This is a genomic window from Pseudoalteromonas sp. SG45-2, from assembly GCF_014164115.1.
Classification (GTDB): Bacteria; Pseudomonadota; Gammaproteobacteria; order Enterobacterales; family Alteromonadaceae; genus Pseudoalteromonas; species Pseudoalteromonas distincta.
This window is the reverse complement of sequence record NZ_JACJEO010000015.1, coordinates 18,583-35,852: the sequence shown is the minus strand read 5'-3', so window position 1 is coordinate 35,852 and position 17,270 is coordinate 18,583. Positions and strand designations below refer to the sequence as shown.

Annotated in this window: 17 protein-coding genes and 1 pseudogene; 12 read left to right on the top strand and 6 right to left on the bottom strand. The window is 40.6% G+C overall.

Annotated features, from left to right (window positions below; genetic code table 11):
• Positions 1–2: 2 nt before the first annotated feature.
• The 5 genes from uraH to xdhA are packed head-to-tail and all read right to left on the bottom strand — an operon-like array spanning position 3 to position 5,543.
• Positions 3–341, bottom strand: coding sequence for a hydroxyisourate hydrolase (gene uraH / locus H5116_RS12195; RefSeq protein ID WP_165723395.1), 339 nt, complete (start codon positions 339–341; stop codon positions 3–5).
• Positions 338–838, bottom strand: a complete 501-nt coding sequence (gene uraD, locus H5116_RS12190; RefSeq protein WP_182716243.1) for a 2-oxo-4-hydroxy-4-carboxy-5-ureidoimidazoline decarboxylase — start codon at positions 836–838, stop codon at positions 338–340. The genes uraH and uraD overlap by 4 nt, the downstream gene beginning before the upstream one ends.
• Positions 835–1,725 (bottom strand): xanthine dehydrogenase accessory protein XdhC, encoded by an 891-nt coding sequence (gene xdhC / locus H5116_RS12185; protein ID WP_182711751.1) that lies wholly within the window; start codon positions 1,723–1,725, stop codon positions 835–837. Before xdhC ends, uraD begins: the two co-directional genes overlap by 4 nt.
• Positions 1,718–4,057 (bottom strand): xanthine dehydrogenase molybdopterin binding subunit, encoded by a 2,340-nt coding sequence (gene xdhB, locus H5116_RS12180; protein ID WP_182716242.1) that lies wholly within the window; start codon positions 4,055–4,057, stop codon positions 1,718–1,720. The genes xdhC and xdhB overlap by 8 nt, the downstream gene beginning before the upstream one ends.
• Positions 4,044–5,543: a xanthine dehydrogenase small subunit gene (gene xdhA / locus H5116_RS12175; protein WP_182716241.1), complete on the bottom strand. Its 1,500-nt coding sequence runs from the start codon at positions 5,541–5,543 to the stop codon at positions 4,044–4,046. Before xdhA ends, xdhB begins: the two co-directional genes overlap by 14 nt.
• A 197-nt stretch (positions 5,544–5,740) precedes the next feature.
• On the opposite strand from xdhA, the gene H5116_RS12170 reads away from it, so the two are divergent.
• From H5116_RS12170 to H5116_RS12115, 12 genes and pseudogenes are all read left to right on the top strand, one after another.
• Positions 5,741–7,300 carry an ABC transporter ATP-binding protein gene (locus tag H5116_RS12170; RefSeq protein ID WP_182716240.1) on the top strand — a complete coding sequence of 520 codons (1,560 nt, stop codon included), beginning with the start codon at positions 5,741–5,743 and terminating at the stop codon, positions 7,298–7,300.
• Positions 7,297–8,400, top strand: a complete 1,104-nt coding sequence (locus H5116_RS12165) for an ABC transporter permease (protein ID WP_182716239.1) — start codon at positions 7,297–7,299, stop codon at positions 8,398–8,400. The genes H5116_RS12170 and H5116_RS12165 overlap by 4 nt, the downstream gene beginning before the upstream one ends.
• A 3-nt stretch (positions 8,401–8,403) precedes the next feature.
• Positions 8,404–9,330: an ABC transporter permease gene (locus H5116_RS12160; protein ID WP_024591976.1), complete on the top strand. Its 927-nt coding sequence runs from the start codon at positions 8,404–8,406 to the stop codon at positions 9,328–9,330.
• A 72-nt stretch (positions 9,331–9,402) separates the two neighbouring features.
• Entirely contained in the window at positions 9,403–10,470 is a 1,068-nt protein-coding gene (locus tag H5116_RS12155; RefSeq protein WP_182716238.1) for a BMP family ABC transporter substrate-binding protein, read from the top strand.
• Between the two features lie 74 nt (positions 10,471–10,544).
• Positions 10,545–11,920, top strand: a pseudogene (locus H5116_RS20365) (uracil-xanthine permease family protein).
• A 29-nt stretch (positions 11,921–11,949) separates the two neighbouring features.
• Entirely contained in the window at positions 11,950–12,684 is a 735-nt protein-coding gene (locus H5116_RS12145) for a DUF5020 family protein (protein ID WP_182716237.1), read from the top strand.
• A 140-nt stretch (positions 12,685–12,824) separates the two neighbouring features.
• Positions 12,825–13,421 carry an RDD family protein gene (locus H5116_RS12140; protein WP_182716236.1) on the top strand — a complete coding sequence of 199 codons (597 nt, stop codon included), beginning with the start codon at positions 12,825–12,827 and terminating at the stop codon, positions 13,419–13,421.
• A gap of 14 nt (positions 13,422–13,435) precedes the next feature.
• A complete protein-coding gene (locus H5116_RS12135) occupies positions 13,436–13,900 on the top strand; it encodes a hypothetical protein (RefSeq protein ID WP_007584380.1) in 465 nt (154 codons plus the stop codon).
• Positions 13,901–13,921: 21 nt separating this feature from the next.
• The gene (locus tag H5116_RS12130; protein WP_259398817.1) at positions 13,922–14,407 is read left to right on the top strand and encodes a hypothetical protein; all 486 of its coding nucleotides are present in this window, start codon (positions 13,922–13,924) and stop codon (positions 14,405–14,407) included.
• A 75-nt stretch (positions 14,408–14,482) separates the two neighbouring features.
• On the top strand, positions 14,483–14,815 hold the full coding sequence (locus H5116_RS12125; RefSeq protein ID WP_182716235.1) for a hypothetical protein: 333 nt from the start codon (positions 14,483–14,485) through the stop codon (positions 14,813–14,815).
• Between the two features lie 306 nt (positions 14,816–15,121).
• On the top strand, positions 15,122–15,523 hold the full coding sequence (locus H5116_RS12120; protein ID WP_182716234.1) for a hypothetical protein: 402 nt from the start codon (positions 15,122–15,124) through the stop codon (positions 15,521–15,523).
• Positions 15,524–16,101: 578 nt separating this feature from the next.
• Positions 16,102–16,737 carry a trimeric intracellular cation channel family protein gene (locus tag H5116_RS12115; RefSeq protein WP_004334621.1) on the top strand — a complete coding sequence of 212 codons (636 nt, stop codon included), beginning with the start codon at positions 16,102–16,104 and terminating at the stop codon, positions 16,735–16,737.
• A 2-nt stretch (positions 16,738–16,739) separates the two neighbouring features.
• On the opposite strand, the gene H5116_RS12110 is transcribed toward H5116_RS12115, so the two are convergent.
• Positions 16,740–17,174, bottom strand: coding sequence for an N-acetyltransferase (locus tag H5116_RS12110; RefSeq protein ID WP_182716233.1), 435 nt, complete (start codon positions 17,172–17,174; stop codon positions 16,740–16,742).
• Positions 17,175–17,270 lie beyond the last annotated feature (96 nt).

Here is a 17,270-nt window from a genome sequence, read left to right as displayed (position 1 = left end):
AGTTAGCTACCTCTGTATGTAGAGTAGCCAAACGGGCTAAGCAACAATGGGATATGATGATGTTTAGTATCTTGTAATCTAAACGTTATTTGCGCCTCTGGGTAAAACGCAGGGGTAGGTTGGTTTTGGTAATAACTATCTAAATCAAATACTAGCTTATAAGTTGCAAATTCTAATTCTGTATTTAGCCAGTCGGTAATACGCCCATCGGAATCTGTTTTGCCTTGGGTTAGTTGTACCCATTCGTTATTTGTAAGTTTAAATAGCTTAACAGCAACATTTGCTGCTGGTTTTCCGGTGCTTGTATCAAGTATATGGGTAGTTATAGGGCTTTTGCTCATAGCAGTGACTCCAATCTTATTTTTGTTATTTTGGCTTGTTCGCCCGCGGCTATATTTAGCTCTGTACTGCGGGTGTTGTGTATGCGCTGCTCTATGAGTTCGAGCATTTGTTCGGCCGTTTTACCGGTGGCGCACACAATAAAAATAAAGCCAAACTTGTTCAGGTACTCTTTATTGAGGGCAATCATTTTGGTAAGTACGGCTTCGTTTGCTTTGCTCATACCCGATTGCTCATGCCCCGCTTTTTGTGCGGTAGCAGCGTATTTTTTGCTAAGGGTTGATAAGTCGCCTATTTGCGGGTGGCCTTCAAAGGCAGCTAAATAGTCGCTTTCGCCAAGGCTATCCCATATGCTTTGTGCGCATTCAAACAACTGTTGAGCACTTTTAAATGGCATTGCTTTTATCATGCCCGCTACCCAGTTAGGGGCCGCGCAGCAATGCTCAAGTGCTTGTTTTACTTGTGCATCATTTAGCGTATTTATTTGTAAACTACTCATGCGTTTACTTCCTCTTGCGTGGTGCTAATTAAGGCATTTTTTAGTGTGCGCCATTGCAAGCCTTGGCGTTTTGGCTCTTGGGTTTGCATAGCCTGATAAAGGCCAATTAGCTGTCCACTAATCGAAATAGCCACTTCCATTGGTAATTTGCCCGAAATGTTATTAAGCCCAACGGGGCAGGTCATTTGCTGTATTTGATCGGCTGTAAAATCGCGATGTGCTAGGCGCTGCTTAAAGCGTTTGGCTTTAGTGTCAGAGCCAATTACACCAAGCCAATTGGCATCGGCGCGTTTAATAATGGCTTGGGTGAGTGCAAAGTCGAGCTGGTGGTTATGGGTCAATATTAAGTAGTTGTTAGCTTTAGGCGCACGTTTTACTTGCTCTGTTGGTTCTTCATCAACCACTTTTACTACGTTATTTGGAATAGCCTGTGGGAATACATCGGCGCGGCTATCTATCCAGCGTATGCGCATAGGTAGTTGTGCCAATATACCAATAAGCGCCTGTGCTACGTGGCCTGCGCCATAAATGTCTAAGGTAAAGCGCTCGCATTGCATGCATTCAAGCATAACGGTGGCAGCCCCGCCGCAGCACTGGCCTAAATTTGCACCTAGGTTAAATTGCTCAATTACTTGGGCGGCTTCGCCTTTGGAAAGTAGTTCGCGGGCTTTTTCTATTACTACATACTCAAGATGGCCACCGCCAAGGGTGTCGTAAATATGCTCGCCGCTTATTACCATTTTAGAGCCTGTGCCGCGTGGGGTTGAGCCATTGGTGCCAAGTACCGTGGCAATTACATAGTTAGTGCCGCTTTGTTCGTGCTCGTTTATAGCCTGCGCCCAATTTTGCGTATGAAAACCCTGAAACGACTCATTTAAATTAGTCATGTTGATGCTCCTTAAACCAGCTAGCGGTTTGCTCAATTGCACTCAATACTCGCTCTGGGGTTGCGGGTGTATCCAGTGGGGCGGTGTATTTATAATCAGCCACACTACTTATTGCATTACGAATAGCGCTCCATACACTAAAGGCCAGCATAAATGGCGGCTCGCCTACGGCTTTTGATCTAAACACGGTGGTTTCTGGATTTGCTGAGTTATAAAGATTGACGTTAAACTCGGCAGGGGTATCGCCAATGGCTGGTATTTTGTAGTTGGCTGGGCCAAAGCTTGCAAGCTGGCCTTTATCATTCCATTGTAAGTCTTCGGTTGTTAGCCAGCCCATACCTTGTACAAAGGCGCCTTCAATTTGCCCTATATCAAGTGCTGGGTTAATTGAGCTGCCTACATCATGCAGTATATCAACGCGAGTTACCGTGTTTTCGCCCGTAAGCGTATCTACTTCTACTTCACTCAGTGCAACGCCGTGTGCGTAGTAAAAAAATGGCCGGCCTTCACCTTTGGCTCTATCGTAATGAATTTTTGGTGTGGCGTAGTAACCGGTAGATGAAAGCGATATACGATTCATGTAAGCAAGATTCGCAAGTTCGCTAAAGCTAATTTCCCCTTTACTAAAAGTAATGAGGTTATCTTTAAATGTAATACTTTGGCTGTCTACTTCAAAGTGCTCGGTAATAAAGTTTATTAAGCGCTCTTTTATTGTGTTTACTGCATTTAGCGCCGCCATGCCGTTTAAGTCGGTACCGCTTGAGGCCGCTGTTGGTGAAGTGTTTGGTACTTTGTCGGTACGCGTAGCACTAATACTTACCGCGTTAAAATCGACCCCAAAGCCATGGGCCACAATTTGCGCAATTTTGGTGTTCAGCCCTTGGCCCATTTCGGTGCCGCCGTGGTTTAAATGTATAGAGCCATCGCTATATACATGCACTAATGCACCGGCTTGGTTTAAGTGTTGTACAGTAAACGATATACCGTATTTAACCGGCGTCATTGCAAGGCCTTTTTTTATAATAGGTGACGATACGTTAAATGCTTTAATAGCCTCTTTACGTGCCCAGTAGTCACCCGACTCCTCAAGCTGAGCAATCATATCTATTAAAATATGTTGCTCTACGGTTTGATGGTACGGCGTGGTATCGCGGCCTTTTTTGTATAAATTAAGTTTTCGGATCTCAAGCGGATCTTTACCTAATTTGGCGGCTATATCGTCCATTATTAGCTCGCCCATAATCATGCCTTGCGGGCCACCAAATCCTCTAAATGCGGTATGGCTTACGGTATTTACTTTACAGCGATTACCCTTAATTGTGGCGGCTGGGTAGTAGTAGGCGTTATCGACATGAAACATGGCGCGGTCTACAATTGCATCTGATAAATCAGGCGAGTAGCCACAAAATCCGTTTACGGTAATGTCGGCACCTTCTATTAAACCATTTTCGTCAAAACCAACATGATAGTGATTATAAAACGGGTGGCGCTTACCGGTTAATTTAAAATCGTCGCTACGGGCTAGGCGCATTTTTACTGCGCAGCCAAGGTGGTAAACCGCAAGAGCTGCAAGGCATGCCCATGGTGCGCCTTGGGTTTCTTTGCCGCCAAAAGCACCGCCCATACGGCGGGTTTCTACGTTTACAAAGCTAAATGGCTTTTTTAAAATTTTAGCAACTAAGTGCTGCACCTCAGTAGGGTGTTGCGTAGAACACTGAACATGAATGCCCCCGTCGTTATCAGGTTGCGCCAGCGCTATTTGGCCTTCTAAATAAAAGTGTTCTTGCCCGCCTATGCTTATTTCGCCTTTAAGCTGGTGGGTTGCGTTATTAATGGCGTTTTCGCTGTTACCACGGTTAAGTGAATGGGGCGGCCTTACCCAATGCTCTTTGCTAATGGCTTTTTTAATATCAAGTATTGGAGTAGTTTGCTCGCACTCTATAACCACTAAACGTGCCGCGCGGCGCGCTATTTCATAGGTGTCGGCAACGACAATTAATACAGGTTGCCCGTGGTATTGAATTTCATGGCTGGTCAGCAGTACATCACCAGGAAATACCGGGCCAATATCTAATTTACCCGGAACATCTTCGGCCGATAAAATACGTTTAACGCCTTCAACTGCCAGTGCGAGACTGGTATCTATTGATTTAATAAAGCCGCTTGTAACAGGGGCGAGCACTGGGTAGGCATGCAGGCAACCGTAAGGCTCAGGGTTATCGTCGGCAAAATTTGCACTGCCACAAACTTGTTTAATAGCGCTTTCGTGATATTTAGATTCTCCAACGCTACCGCCTTGCGCTTTTAGTTTATCCATTTCAAAGTGACGCATGTGAGATCCTCGTAATGGCAATGTTGTTATTGTTGCGTGCTTGCGGCTCACAAAACTCAATACCAATGCGTTGTAATAAGTTTTTGCTTACCGTGGTGCGATAATGCGCACTGCTTCTTACATCGCTCATGGGCGTATAGTCATCGTTAATAGCCGTTGCTGCGTCTATAAAACTACTTACTTGTAATGATTGAGATATCAGCTTTTGCTCAATATGATGCGCGCGCTTAGGAATAGCTGCCATACCGCCCATAGCGCAGCGGGCTTGAGTAATCATGTTTTGTGAATGCTCTATAGCAAGCACCAAACACACGGTAGATATATCGTCTTCAAAGCGTTTTGATATTTTATGACACGCCAGCTTTAGTGACTCTGGGCGCTTTGGAATGGTGAACTTACTAATTACTTCATCGCTTTTAAGAACCGTTTTTTTGTAATCAATGAAGTAGTCGGCAACTTTAATAGTGCGCGTACCAGCGCTGCTTAATAAATCCATTGATGCATTAAGAGCGATTAAAAGGGGAGCGGGATCGCCAATTGGTGAGGCATTCCCTATGCTGCCACCCAGTGTGCCGCTGTTTCTTACTTGGCTTGATCCTAAGCGTTCAAATAGCTCTTTTGACTCAGGGTAATGGTTATAAAATGCCTCAACAAATTGGCTATAAGGTAGTGCTGCACCAATGTGTAACTCACCGTTATTATCTGCCAAGGTACAAAGTTCCTTTACTTGGCTAAGGGAGATAATTACATCCGGTAAAAGCATGTTTTGGCTAAGCTCAATGGCAAAGTCGGTGCCACCAGCAACTAAATGTGCATAAGGATAAAGCGCTTTTAGCTCAACAAGTTGTTGGGCAGTTTGTGGTAAATAGAATTTGCGAGGGCCATTTTTTAAAAATGGAACATCGTCATCATATTGCGTATTAAGTGACGCTTTAAATTTTGCGGCCATTGTTGAGTACGGTTCAGCTTTACGTTCATAGCTATAGGCTTTTTCGGCTGCAAGTAATATAGGGCTATAACCTGTACAACGGCATAAGTTACCGCCAAGTGCATGAATAACCGCTTTTTTACCAGGGTACGTTGGCTCATTAATATAAAGAGCCAACAAACTCATTATTATACCGGGCGTGCAAAAACCACATTGCGAACCATGGCACTCTACCAGTGCACGTTGTACGGGATGTAAATCGGTTAAGTTTGGGTATAAGCCAGTAGTCACAGCCTCTACCGTTACTATATGTTTTGCATGCGCATTACCTAATAACAATAAACAGCTGTTCATTGTTTTGTATTGCCAACTAGTTTGCCCGTTTGCATTTATACGCTCTTCACCCACTAATATTGTGCACGCACCACAGTCGCCAGTTGCACACCCTTCTTTGGTGCCCACTTTCCCTTTTTTGGTGCGTAGCCAGTCCAAAATGGTGAGACTTGGCGAACATTCTTGTACTTCAATTGGCGTGTTATTTAATAAAAATTGAATCACACAGACCCCCTTAATTTTTATAAAGCCCTGATACATAAAGGCTTGGCGTATGTTTTTTCTTGTTGTTTGCGCACGGGTAAGAAAAATACTTTTTCATCTTGGTAAGTATATTGCAGTTACCATGCCATTGTTGACCGGTTGGTCAGTTGATGTTTTGAGTATGCTAAATTGCTCATTAAGTACAAATAGGCCTAATAATGAATAATAAATACCGCCTTACTATGCAGGGAATGACAAAGCAGTATCCCGGATGTATAGCCAATAATGACGTAACCTTAAAAATTAAGCATGGTGAAGTGCATGCCTTATTAGGTGAAAACGGTGCAGGTAAAAGCACATTAATGAAAATGCTTTATGGTGTGGTTAAACCTGACCAAGGGGACATGTTTTTCAACGGCCGTATAATGAATATAAAAGAGCCTGCTGATGCGCGTGATTTAGGCATCGGAATGGTGTTTCAGCATTTTTCGTTATTTGAAACACTTACGGTTGCCCAAAATATTGAACTAGCGTTAGGTGATTTAGCAGGGCATAGCAGCACGCTTGCGGGTCGAATTACAAAAACATCAACACGTTATGGTATGCCATTAGACCCCCATAGACTGGTATCAACACTTTCAACTGGAGAGCGCCAACGAGTAGAAATTGTTAGATGCTTATTATTAGATATTCAGTTACTTATTTTAGACGAACCCACTTCAGTACTTACTCCACAAGAAGTCGATGCATTATTTAAAACCCTAAAGTCACTTAAAAAAGAAGGCTGCTCTGTGCTGTTTATTAGCCATAAACTGCACGAAGTGATTGAGCTATGTGACAGTGCGACCATTTTGAGAGGCGGGAAAGTAAGCGGGCATTGTATTCCTAAAAACGAAACTAGTGAGTCAATTGCTAGGCTGATGGTAGGCGACAACACGCCAATTAGTAACCAAACTCGCAGAGCTTTGGGTACTGCGGATTTTTTAACCGTTAATAATCTAACCACCGCCGCACAAGCATTATTTGAAACACCCCTTAAAAACATTAACTTTGCAGTACAGCAAGGCGAAATAGTGGGGATTGCGGGTGTTGCTGGCAACGGACAAGAAGAGTTATTAAAAGTGCTTTCGGGGGAGCAAATTCAAGCTAGTAGTAGCGCCATTAAATTTAAAAATACCGTAGTTGATGCACTGTGCCCGCTAAAAAGGCGCCGCCTTGGGCTTGCATGTGTGCCAGAGGATAGGCTTGGGCGAGGAGCCGTGCCCACTATGGATTTGGCACAAAATGCATTACTTACTAGTTTTGATAGTGGACTAGTTAAAAATGGCTTTTTAGTAAAACAAAAAATTACTGAGCTTGCTAATAAAATCATTACAAAATACAAGGTTAAAACGCCAAGTTTTCGCACTCATGCAGCTAGCCTTTCAGGTGGTAATTTACAAAAATTTATTATTGGTCGCGAGGTAGAGCAAAGCCCAAAACTACTCGTTATGTCGCATCCTACTTGGGGAGTAGATATAGGCGCACAAGTGGCGATACATGAAGCTATTTTAAAGCTTCGTGACGAAGGGTGTGCGGTACTCGTTATTTCAGAAGATTTAGACGAACTTTATAAGATTTGCGACCGCATTGGCGCAATTTGCGATGGAAAACTGTCTCCTATTTTAAACACCGATACCGTACCGCTTGTGCAGTTAGGACAGTGGATGGCTGGCGATTTTAGTGATGTTTTTAATAACCAGCCTAAAGTACACACACCACAAGGGGAACTTGCATGATTAAGTTAGAACCACGTGTTGAGCGCTCACCGGCTTGGAGTTATCTCTCTCCTGTTTTAGCTATTTTACTCACATTAATAACCGGTTACGTGGTGTTTGCCTTATTAGGGCATGATCCTTTAAATGCCCTGTATACATTGCTTATAGCACCTGTTGCCGATTGGTATGGTGTAACTGAGCTACTTGTAATGACCATTCCTATTTTGCTATGCGCCTATGGTTTAGCGCTTTGTTATAGAGCATCGGTTTGGAATATAGGCGCAGAAGGGCAACTGCTTATTGGTGGTGTATGTGCAAGTGCTGTAGCCGTTAACTTTGTTGACTCATCAAGTGCTTTTGCAATGCCACTAACATTACTTGCGGGTATTGCTGGTGGCATGTTGTGGGCGGGGCTTGCTGCTTTTATGAAGCTGCGTTTAAACACCAATGAAATTTTAGTCACCATAATGCTCAACTACATAGCAGTAAATGTATTGCTGTGGGCTGTTCATGGGCCACTCAAAGATCCTCACGGTTATAATTTTCCTGAAAGTGCATTGTTTGGCGATAGCACGTTATTGCCTGTTTTATTCGACGGTACTCGATTGCACTTAGGCCTGGCGTTTGCGTTATTAGCGCTATGCGCCACATGGGTTTTTATTAGTAAAACCTTTATAGGCTTTCAAATACAAGTACTTGGGCTTGATGCATCCGCGGCCAAAATGGCGGGTTACAAGCGAGCATTATTAATTGCCGGAGTGCTAGTTATTAGCGGGGGCTTGGCGGGGCTCGCTGGAGCGGGCGAAGTAGCTGGGCCTATTGGACAGTTGGTTCCGCAAATATCACCCGGTTATGGCTATGCCGCCATTATTGTTGCTTTTTTAGGGCGATTGCACCCAGTAGGAATTACGTTTGCGGGCTTATTAATGGGGCTTATTTATATGGGAGGTGAACTTGCGCAAATTAACATGGGATTACCTAACGCTATAACCGGTATTTTTCAGGGGTTAATGCTGTTTTATCTACTCTCGTGCGATGTGCTTATTACTTATCGCCTTAGATTTTCGCTGCCATTTAAACAACAAAAAGCGCAGCCAATACATATTGCACAGGAGTTTTAAATCATGGAATTAGATGTAATTACTAATATTTTATACGCCACTATTCGTACAGGCACCCCCTTATTGCTGGTGGCGCTGGGTGAAATGGTATGCGAAAAAAGCGGCACCTTAAATTTAGGGCAAGAAGGCATGATGCTACTTGGCGCAGTGGCAGGGTTTATAACTATGTACCAATGCGACAACCTATTTATTGGTTTTACGGTAGCAGCTTTGGTTGGTGTTATGGCCTCACTTATTTTTGCTTTTGTAGCACTTAATTTAAATGCTAGCCAAGTGGCTGCAGGTTTGGCGCTGACTATTTTTGGTACAGGCCTTTCGGCATTTTTAGGTGCGGACTATGAGGGAAAAACCATTAACGCGTTACCTACTTTAGCAATTGCAGGGTTTGAGCATATTCCGGTTTTAGGCAAAGCGCTATTTTCGCAAGACGCCATTGTGTATTTAAGTTGGGGTTTAGTGCTTGGTGCGTATTTGTTTTTTAAATACCACAGAGCAGGGCTTGCAGTACGAGCTATTGGCGAAAACCCAAGTGTGGGTAATAACTTAGGATTACCTGTAATGCGTACACGTTATTTAGCCGTAATGTTTGGCGGCGCACTGGCTGGCATTGCGGGCGCATACTTGTCGTTGGCTTATACACCACTTTGGACTCAAAACATGACGGCAGGGCGAGGTTGGATAGCTCTTGCTTTAGTGGTGTTTGCAAGCTGGCGTATTGAGCGCGTAATGCTTGGCGCTTATTTATTTGGCTTTGCCAGCATTATGCACTTAGTGGCACAGGCTTTTGGGTGGGCTGTGGAGTCTAACTTACTGGCCATGTTGCCCTATGGTGCAACGCTTATAGTACTGATTATGCTCAGCAAAAATAAACAAAAATTAAAAATGTACGAACCCATGTGGCTAGGTAAACCTTGGCACAAGGGTCATTAAATTAATTACAAAATCAATAAGGTAAATCACCTGCTACAACAGGATATTAAAAATATAACACGGAGAATAACAATGAAAAAACTTATAATAGCACTCGGGGTTGCATTGAGCTTAGGCATAAGCGCATCTGCTATTGCAAAAGATAGCGTAAAAGTAGGCTTTGTATATGTAAGTCCAATTGGTGAGGCCGGTTGGACGTATACACACGATGTAAGCCGGCAGTATCTAGAAGACAAATTTGGCGACAAAATAGAAACTACTTTTGTTGAAAGCGTACCAGAAGGGGCGGATGCAGAGCGTGTTATTACGCAACTGGCTAAAAGCGGGCACGATTTAATATTTACCACGTCGTTTGGCTACATGAACCCAACACTTAAAGTGGCTAAACGATTCCCTAATGTAAAGTTTGAGCATGCCACAGGCTATAAACGCGCAAAAAACGTAAGCACTTACTTTGATCGCATTTACGAAGGACGCTACCTAACAGGTGTTATTGCAGGGCACATGAGTAAAACCGACAGTATTGGTTATATTGCTGCGTTTCCTATTCCGGAGGTAATACGCGGTATAAATGCATTTACGCTTGGCCTGCGCTCAGTAAAGCCTAATGCAAAAGTAAAAGTAGTGTGGGTTAATAGCTGGTTTGATCCGGGTAAAGAGCGCGAAGCTGCCGATAGCCTAATAGATCAAGGCGTTGATATTATAACTCAACATACTGATTCGCCTGCACCACTGCAAGCAGCGCAAGCCGCTGGTATTTACGCTATTGGCTACCACTCAGATATGAGCGGTTATGGTAAAAAAGCACATTTAACGGCGGCGGTTCATCATTGGGATGAATTTTACGCAGACCGTGTACAACAGGTACTTGACGATAAATGGCAATCGCAAGATATATGGAAAGGGATAGGCTCAGGGATGACTCGCTTAGCGCCGCTAAGTAAAGACATTCCAAGTGATGTTGTGACTGAAGTGAACGCGATTTCAGACAAAATTGGTAAAGGTGAATTCCATCCATTTACTGGCCCTATAAAAAATCAGCAAGGTGAGCTGGTTATTGAAGCGGGTAAAACAATAGACGACAAAACGTTGTTGGGTATGGACTTTTATGTTGAGGGCGTTGAAGGGCAGCTTAAATAAGCGGTTAACGCAATAACAATGAGTTGGTCACTTAGACAAATACAGTGGCTAACTTGCAAAACGTAGAGGTTTATATGTCAATAAATACAAGCTCGTCTGACGATATTATATATGCAGTTGATGACAAACCAGGCGTAACTGAATCATTTTTTGCCGCACTACAGCACGTACTCGCAAGCTTTGTAGGTATTATTACACCCACGCTTATTATTGGCGGTGTGCTTGGTTTAGCTGCTGAAATACCTTATTTAATTAGTATGGCATTATTTGTATCTGGTGTGGGCACGGTTATACAAGCGCGGCGTGTTGGCCCTGTGGGTTCAGGATTAATATGTGTGCAAGGTACAAGCTTTGCCTTTTTAGGGACTATTTTAGCAACAGGCTTTACCGTTAAAGCCACCGGAGGCAATAACGACGAGGTCCTTGCCACTATATTTGCAGTGTGCTTTTTGGCCGCTTTTGTTGAAGTATTTATTAGTTTTTTTATTAGTAAATTAGGCAAAATAATTAAGCCAGTGTTACTGGTGTGGTCATCACTACTATTGGTATTTACCTAATTAAAGTAGGTATGACTGATATAGGTGGCGGGCAATGGCTACTTACTAATATGCCTGAAAAATTTGCTTCAACGAGCAACTTAATTGTTGGTTTTTCGGTCGTTGCTTTAGTGGTGCTGCTTAATGCAAGTAAAAACCAATGGGTGAGGCTAACGGCTGTGGTAGTTGCAATGATACTTGGCTGGTTACTTGCGTTTGTATTAGGTATCGCTAATTTTAAATTAGGTGAATTTGACCTAATTGCTATCCCACTGCCTTTTAAATACGGCTTTAATGTTGATTTTGGTGCACTCATAGCCTTTGGTTTTTTATACCTTATTACTGCAATTGAATCGACAGGCGATATTACTGCCAATTGTGCGGTTTCTAAGTTACCTGTTAGAGGACCTAGTTACTTAGCACGTATTCGCGGCGGTATTTTAGGTGATGGTGTTAACTCGATGATTGCCGCTTTATTTAATACTTTTCCTAATACTACTTTTAGTCAAAACAACGGCGTTATTCAGCTAACTGGAGTTGCCAGCAGATATATTGGCCTGTGGATAGGCAGTATTTTAATCATTCTTGGTTTGTTTCCTGTGATTGGCGCTGTATTACAAAATATACCTAAACCTGTTTTGGGCGGTGCAACGCTTGTAATGTTTGGCACCGTAGCAGCCGCTGGGGTCAAAATACTCGCCAGCGAAAAAATAAATCGCAGAAGTTTACTTATTATTGCGGTGAGTTTGGGGCTCGGGCTAGGTGTTAGTTTTGTACCGGAGTTGTTTGCAAACGCACCTAAGTTAGTTACTGCCATATTTGGTAGTGCAGTGACGGTGTCGGGTATCACCGCAATAATAATGACGTTGGTACTACCAGAAAATTACTCAGCAAGTACGGATCATCTTAACTAAACTAATAAAAATAATAAAAGGGATTAACAATGAAAATCAAAACAATAAAAAAATTAGCATTAGTAACTGCAATTGCAATGTGCTCTACAGGTGTATCGGCTAAAGAGCTTTGGTCTGATTTTAGTATTACCGCAATGACAGGAGCCGACTACCTAGAGCCGTTTTCAGGGGAGGAAGAAGATAGAAGTGTTGTTACTATAGAGCATGCATCGGGGCATACTTGGGGCAGTACGTTCTTCTTTATGGATAGGCTAAGTAATCCCGATGAAGTGTACGGTGAGCTAAACATAAACCCTACTCTTTACAAGCCACAAAATAGCTTTGTTAAAGAGGTGTTTTTAGGCCTACAAACAGAGTATGGCTCGGGAGATACGGATCAAAATAACTATTTATTAGGGGGCGGTGTATCACTTGATGTACCTGGCTTTCAATATTTTAATGTGGCTTATTATCGTCGCTTTCAAGATGATATAGGTATTCAACGTGAAGATAATAACCAAATAACAGTCACGTGGGGCTATAACAAAGGTAACTTTAGATACGATGGCTTTTTAGATATTGTAGATAGCACCGACACAATGTTTGGTAAAAGTGAAGGTGGCTTTAACTTTACCTCGCAGATTAAATACAATATTGCCCCTATGCTCGGCTTAGATACAGGCCGCCTTGATGTGGGTATTGAGTATGTTTATTGGAAAAATAAATTTGGTGTAGATGGGCAAACCGAACATAATCCAAACTTGCTAGTTAAATGGCATTTTTAACAGCAAATTGAATGGTATTTAATTAATAATTAAAGGCTACTTTTTAGTAGCTTTTTTATTTGATTATTTTAAATAATTGAATAGCTTAAATTAATTGTGTTAAATTACTTTTTAATAACACTATATGACGGATTTTTTGCATGGATTCTGAAATTGATTTTTCTACCTACACTTTAGATGAGCTTTACTCATCAGCGAGAGCTATAGATCGCGAAGCCTACCCAGATCGAGCAAAAGAAATAGACGACTTAATTGAAACGCGAGAAGCACAGAACCCATCTGAAATTATTGTATCAAAAGTAGCAGGAGAAAAAGCAACGCGCTCAGATAGGCTAGTAGCTGCTATTGTTGATGGCGTTTTAGGTGTTGTTTGTTTTATACCTGTATTCATACTCTTAGGGTTTGATAATTTAAGCCAACCAACACTTACTTTATCTGCAGGTTTGCTAGGTTATGGCATATTAAGCACGTTAGTGCTTCATGGTTACCTCATGTACCAACGCGGACAAACAATTGGTAAATCTTTAATGTCTATCCGTATTGAAAATTTAGATGGTACACAAGCAAGCTTTACTACAATTTACTTTAAACGCATGCTTTGTATGCAACTATTATCACTTGTCCCTTCGGTAGGTCAATTTATAGCTGGTTTTGTTAATCCATTATTTATATTTGGAAAAGATAAACGATGTTTACATGATCATTTAGCGGGAACAAAAGTGAGTTATGTAGATTAATCAGGATATTAATTATGGCAGCTTTGCCTAGGCAAAAAAAACTACCCGGATTTAAAATAGTCTATAGTTTGGCTTTATCAGCATTATTTATTGTCATTTTGCTATTTTACATGGAAGTAATTAACGAAAAACCTTTATTGCATCAGTTTTTATATTTGTTTGGATTATCTTCTTTAGGAGTGGTTATTGAATGGCTATCTACAAATAATAAGCAATCACAAGCTATTGATATTGCCAATGGTGAATTTAAATTACTTGGTATAAATATAAAGGTGTCTGAGCTAGAAGAAGTACTTTACTGTCAAACGAAGCGGTTTGAGCATACCTTAAGGTTTAAATTTAGAGACGCGACTTACCGAGACATAGAAATATCAGCCCCTGACTTGATTGATGATTTACGTTTTTATCACTTTATGGTTGGTAACGGTTTACCAGTAAAAATGACAGACGATACAGGGCGTTTTTTTGAGCGAACTTAACATTACAGCAAGGAGCGAGTGATGATTAAAACCGCTTTTATGTTAGCAAGTGCGGTCTTTAGTGAATATTCACATGCAGACTCATTTGAAGGATGCTATTCAAGAACAGACAAAATAACTAGCGCGACCCCTATGCTCAACGACGATGGTAGCGAAAGTGATGAGCGTTTTAAATTAAAAACGAGCTATATAAATATATTTAAAAAAGACGATAAATATTTTACAGAAGGTCTTATCTGGGGCTTTAATTTTCATATTTGCACGATAACAGCACCGTTAGAAGGGACGACAGAACCATTACCTTTAGTACTAAAGGGTAAAAAATTGGTGTTTGAAGAGCAAGAGCCCGAATACGATATTAACTGTAAGTTTGAGCTAGAATTTGATGAGAATGGTTTGAATATTATGGATGAAAACTATCATTGCTCTAACTACATGTTTTACTGTGGAGTACACGCAAGTGTTAATAATATTCAATTAGTTAAAACGTCTAAAGGGTGCAATTAACAAAGCCATGTTTAATATTTTTTGGATTAGCTAGTTTGTATTTTAAATTGTTGGTACAGCTAAGAAGGACTTACCATGCGCAGTTTTTTATTATTTATAGGCTACTCATCTTATATTGGTAGTATGGGTGATGGTCTGCTTGGTTTATATGCCTTATGGGTTCTAATAAGTAATGAATTAGCGCTACTAAGCTTATCGCTTAATGACTTTTTAGCGCAGTATGTTGAGTTTATATTTTGGGTGAAGCGGGTCGCATTTTATGTAATGCCACAAGGCTTTGCCAAGTGGTTATTTGGCATACCAGCTGTTATTTACTTTCCTGTACGTATATTAATGAGCTTAGTAATTGGTTGGTGGGCGCTTAAAAAGGCAGCACAGTTAAAAAGCTTAAGGGTAATTAATAATTAAAGGCTACTTTTTAGTAGTTTTTTTATTTGATAATCTTAAACAATTGAATAGCTTGAATTAGTTGTGTTAGATTGCTTTTTAATAACACTATATGACGGATTTTTTTCATGGACTCTGAAATAGATTTTTCTACCTACACTTTAGATGAGCTTTACTCATCAGCGAGAGCCTAATATTTTATTGCGGATTTAATAATGTATCAAACGCTGTTTGATTAGCAAAAGTTACAAAATGGCGTATTTCACTAAATTGGTAATATAATTAAAAAACCTTACCGATTTTTTTGACTAGTAACCAAGGATGATTATGAAAAACAACACACAACTAATTTTAGCACTAGCGGCCTCTTTAATTTGTTACTCAACATATATTGTATTGATAGGTAAACCTTTTAGTTTGCAAGCGTTTAACCTGTTTTTATTTCCCGTTATTTTATATTTTGTGTTTATTCGTTCGCGCAATGTTGAGCAAAGCCCGTTAAAGGCTGTACGCGTTGAGGGGCAAATATTATACGTTTATAAGCAAGTGTTTAATATTAACGATATTAACAAAGTTGTCATCGACAAAACTAAGAGGCACGGTGTATTTGCACTACCGTATAATCAAGTTGATGGTAAAACAACTGAGTTTATTTTCAATAAAGATGCGTTTGAATCTTTAAAATCCTACCTTTTACAAAACATTCCAAATGTAAAAATTATTGAATAAAGTAAAGAAGTAACAATGAATTTAAAGAGCATATATGATTCATTGGGTTTCTTACTGCGGCGAAAATCAATGAGGTGATAAATGAGAATATTTAGGAAAACAAACGAGTTTGATAAACTGTCGAGGCGTTACGCATGTATTAAATGTGGTACTTGGGTGAGCATAAAAGCCCAAAACTGTATGCAGTGCCAGCATAGTTTTACCAATAATGATAAAAGCTCAATGCAAACACTCTATAATCAAAATAAAGAACAAAACTGGCAACATGCATTATTGCCTATTATTTTTGTAATATTGGTAATAGCTTTATTGTTCATTTAATTTCTGCTTAAAATTTAAAAGTGCTCGACTGCAACTCTGTGACAAAATCCCTCTGTACTTTCACGTGTAAAAACTACCCATAATTAAAATAATTACTCTTGTTAATCCTTCACTAAATATCACATAGCTAACGTTTTTTAATAAATGAAATAAGCTTATAAATTTCAGTCACTTAAATTATGAGTTTATTTATATTTACTCAGTTTTTTGGCACGTAAGTTGATACAACTCCTAATAAACTTTAAAAAGGAATTACCATGACTGCTGAATACTTTATGGTACTAGGGTTACTCGGTGTTGCATTTTTTGCTGTTGCAGGGGCATTGCTTGGGTATGAAAAAAACATTAGTGGCTTTGGCGTCGTAGTGGTTGCAACTGTTACAGCATTAGGGGGCGGTACCCTCAGAGATATACTTTTAAACAAACCGGTATTTTGGATTGCCACTCCAGAGTATTTATATTCGACCTACGGGGCCGTTATAGCAACAATTGCGTTTATTCGATACTTACCGCGCGTTAATAACTACTACTTTTTATTGGTAGACGCTGTTGGTATGGCGCTATTTAATATTATGGGGATAGAAAAAGCACTCATTAATGGCTCCGGCATGGTGGTCGCGATTACCATGGGTATTACTACAGGCATATTTGGTGGTTTAATACGTGATGTAATTTGCCGTGAGGTGCCAACGGTTATGCGCAGCGAACCTTACGCCTCTGCGTGTTTAGCGGGTGGTGCAGTTTATGCCGCTTTATTTAGCCTTAATGTAGATTACATTTGGTGTATTTTAGGATCATTTTTCACGACTATCTTTTTAAGATTAGGCTCTTTGCATTGGGGTTGGCATTTAACTATTTTCAGAAAAAAAGACTTCAGAGATCAAAGCGATTAATTTTAGCTACGAGTAGCCCGCGTTTGCATGTGGTACTCGTAATTATTCTCATCAGTTATAGTAAAACCCAGCCGCTTATAAAGTCCTAATGCTGGGTTGTTTTTAAGCACAGTGAGTTTAATGGGTTTTGATTGCGCACTTGTAATAACTTGTTCAATAACAGCTCTCCCATACCCTTTATTTTGATGCAATGGATGTATTTGTAATTGCATTATTTCAATGTATTGAGCGTGCGTTTGGTATTTTAAAGTACCAATTTGTACCTCATTTATAACTATAAGGTGAGAGCAATCATATTGATCATCAAGCCTTAAAACATGCTGTTGATCAGTTAAAAATAACCCGGCATTTTCTAAGTGTTCAACCATAGTCAGTTTTCTGAGGCTTAATAAGTAGTCTCGGTCTGAATATGCTGCCTTTATGAATTTAAAAACCATAATGCTCCCTTCTAACAGCCCTAATGTTTATATTTTTAGGGCTGAAGCACTTGAACTTGTTCTAAACTCAAGTGCGCAGTATTAAATGTGCAAGCC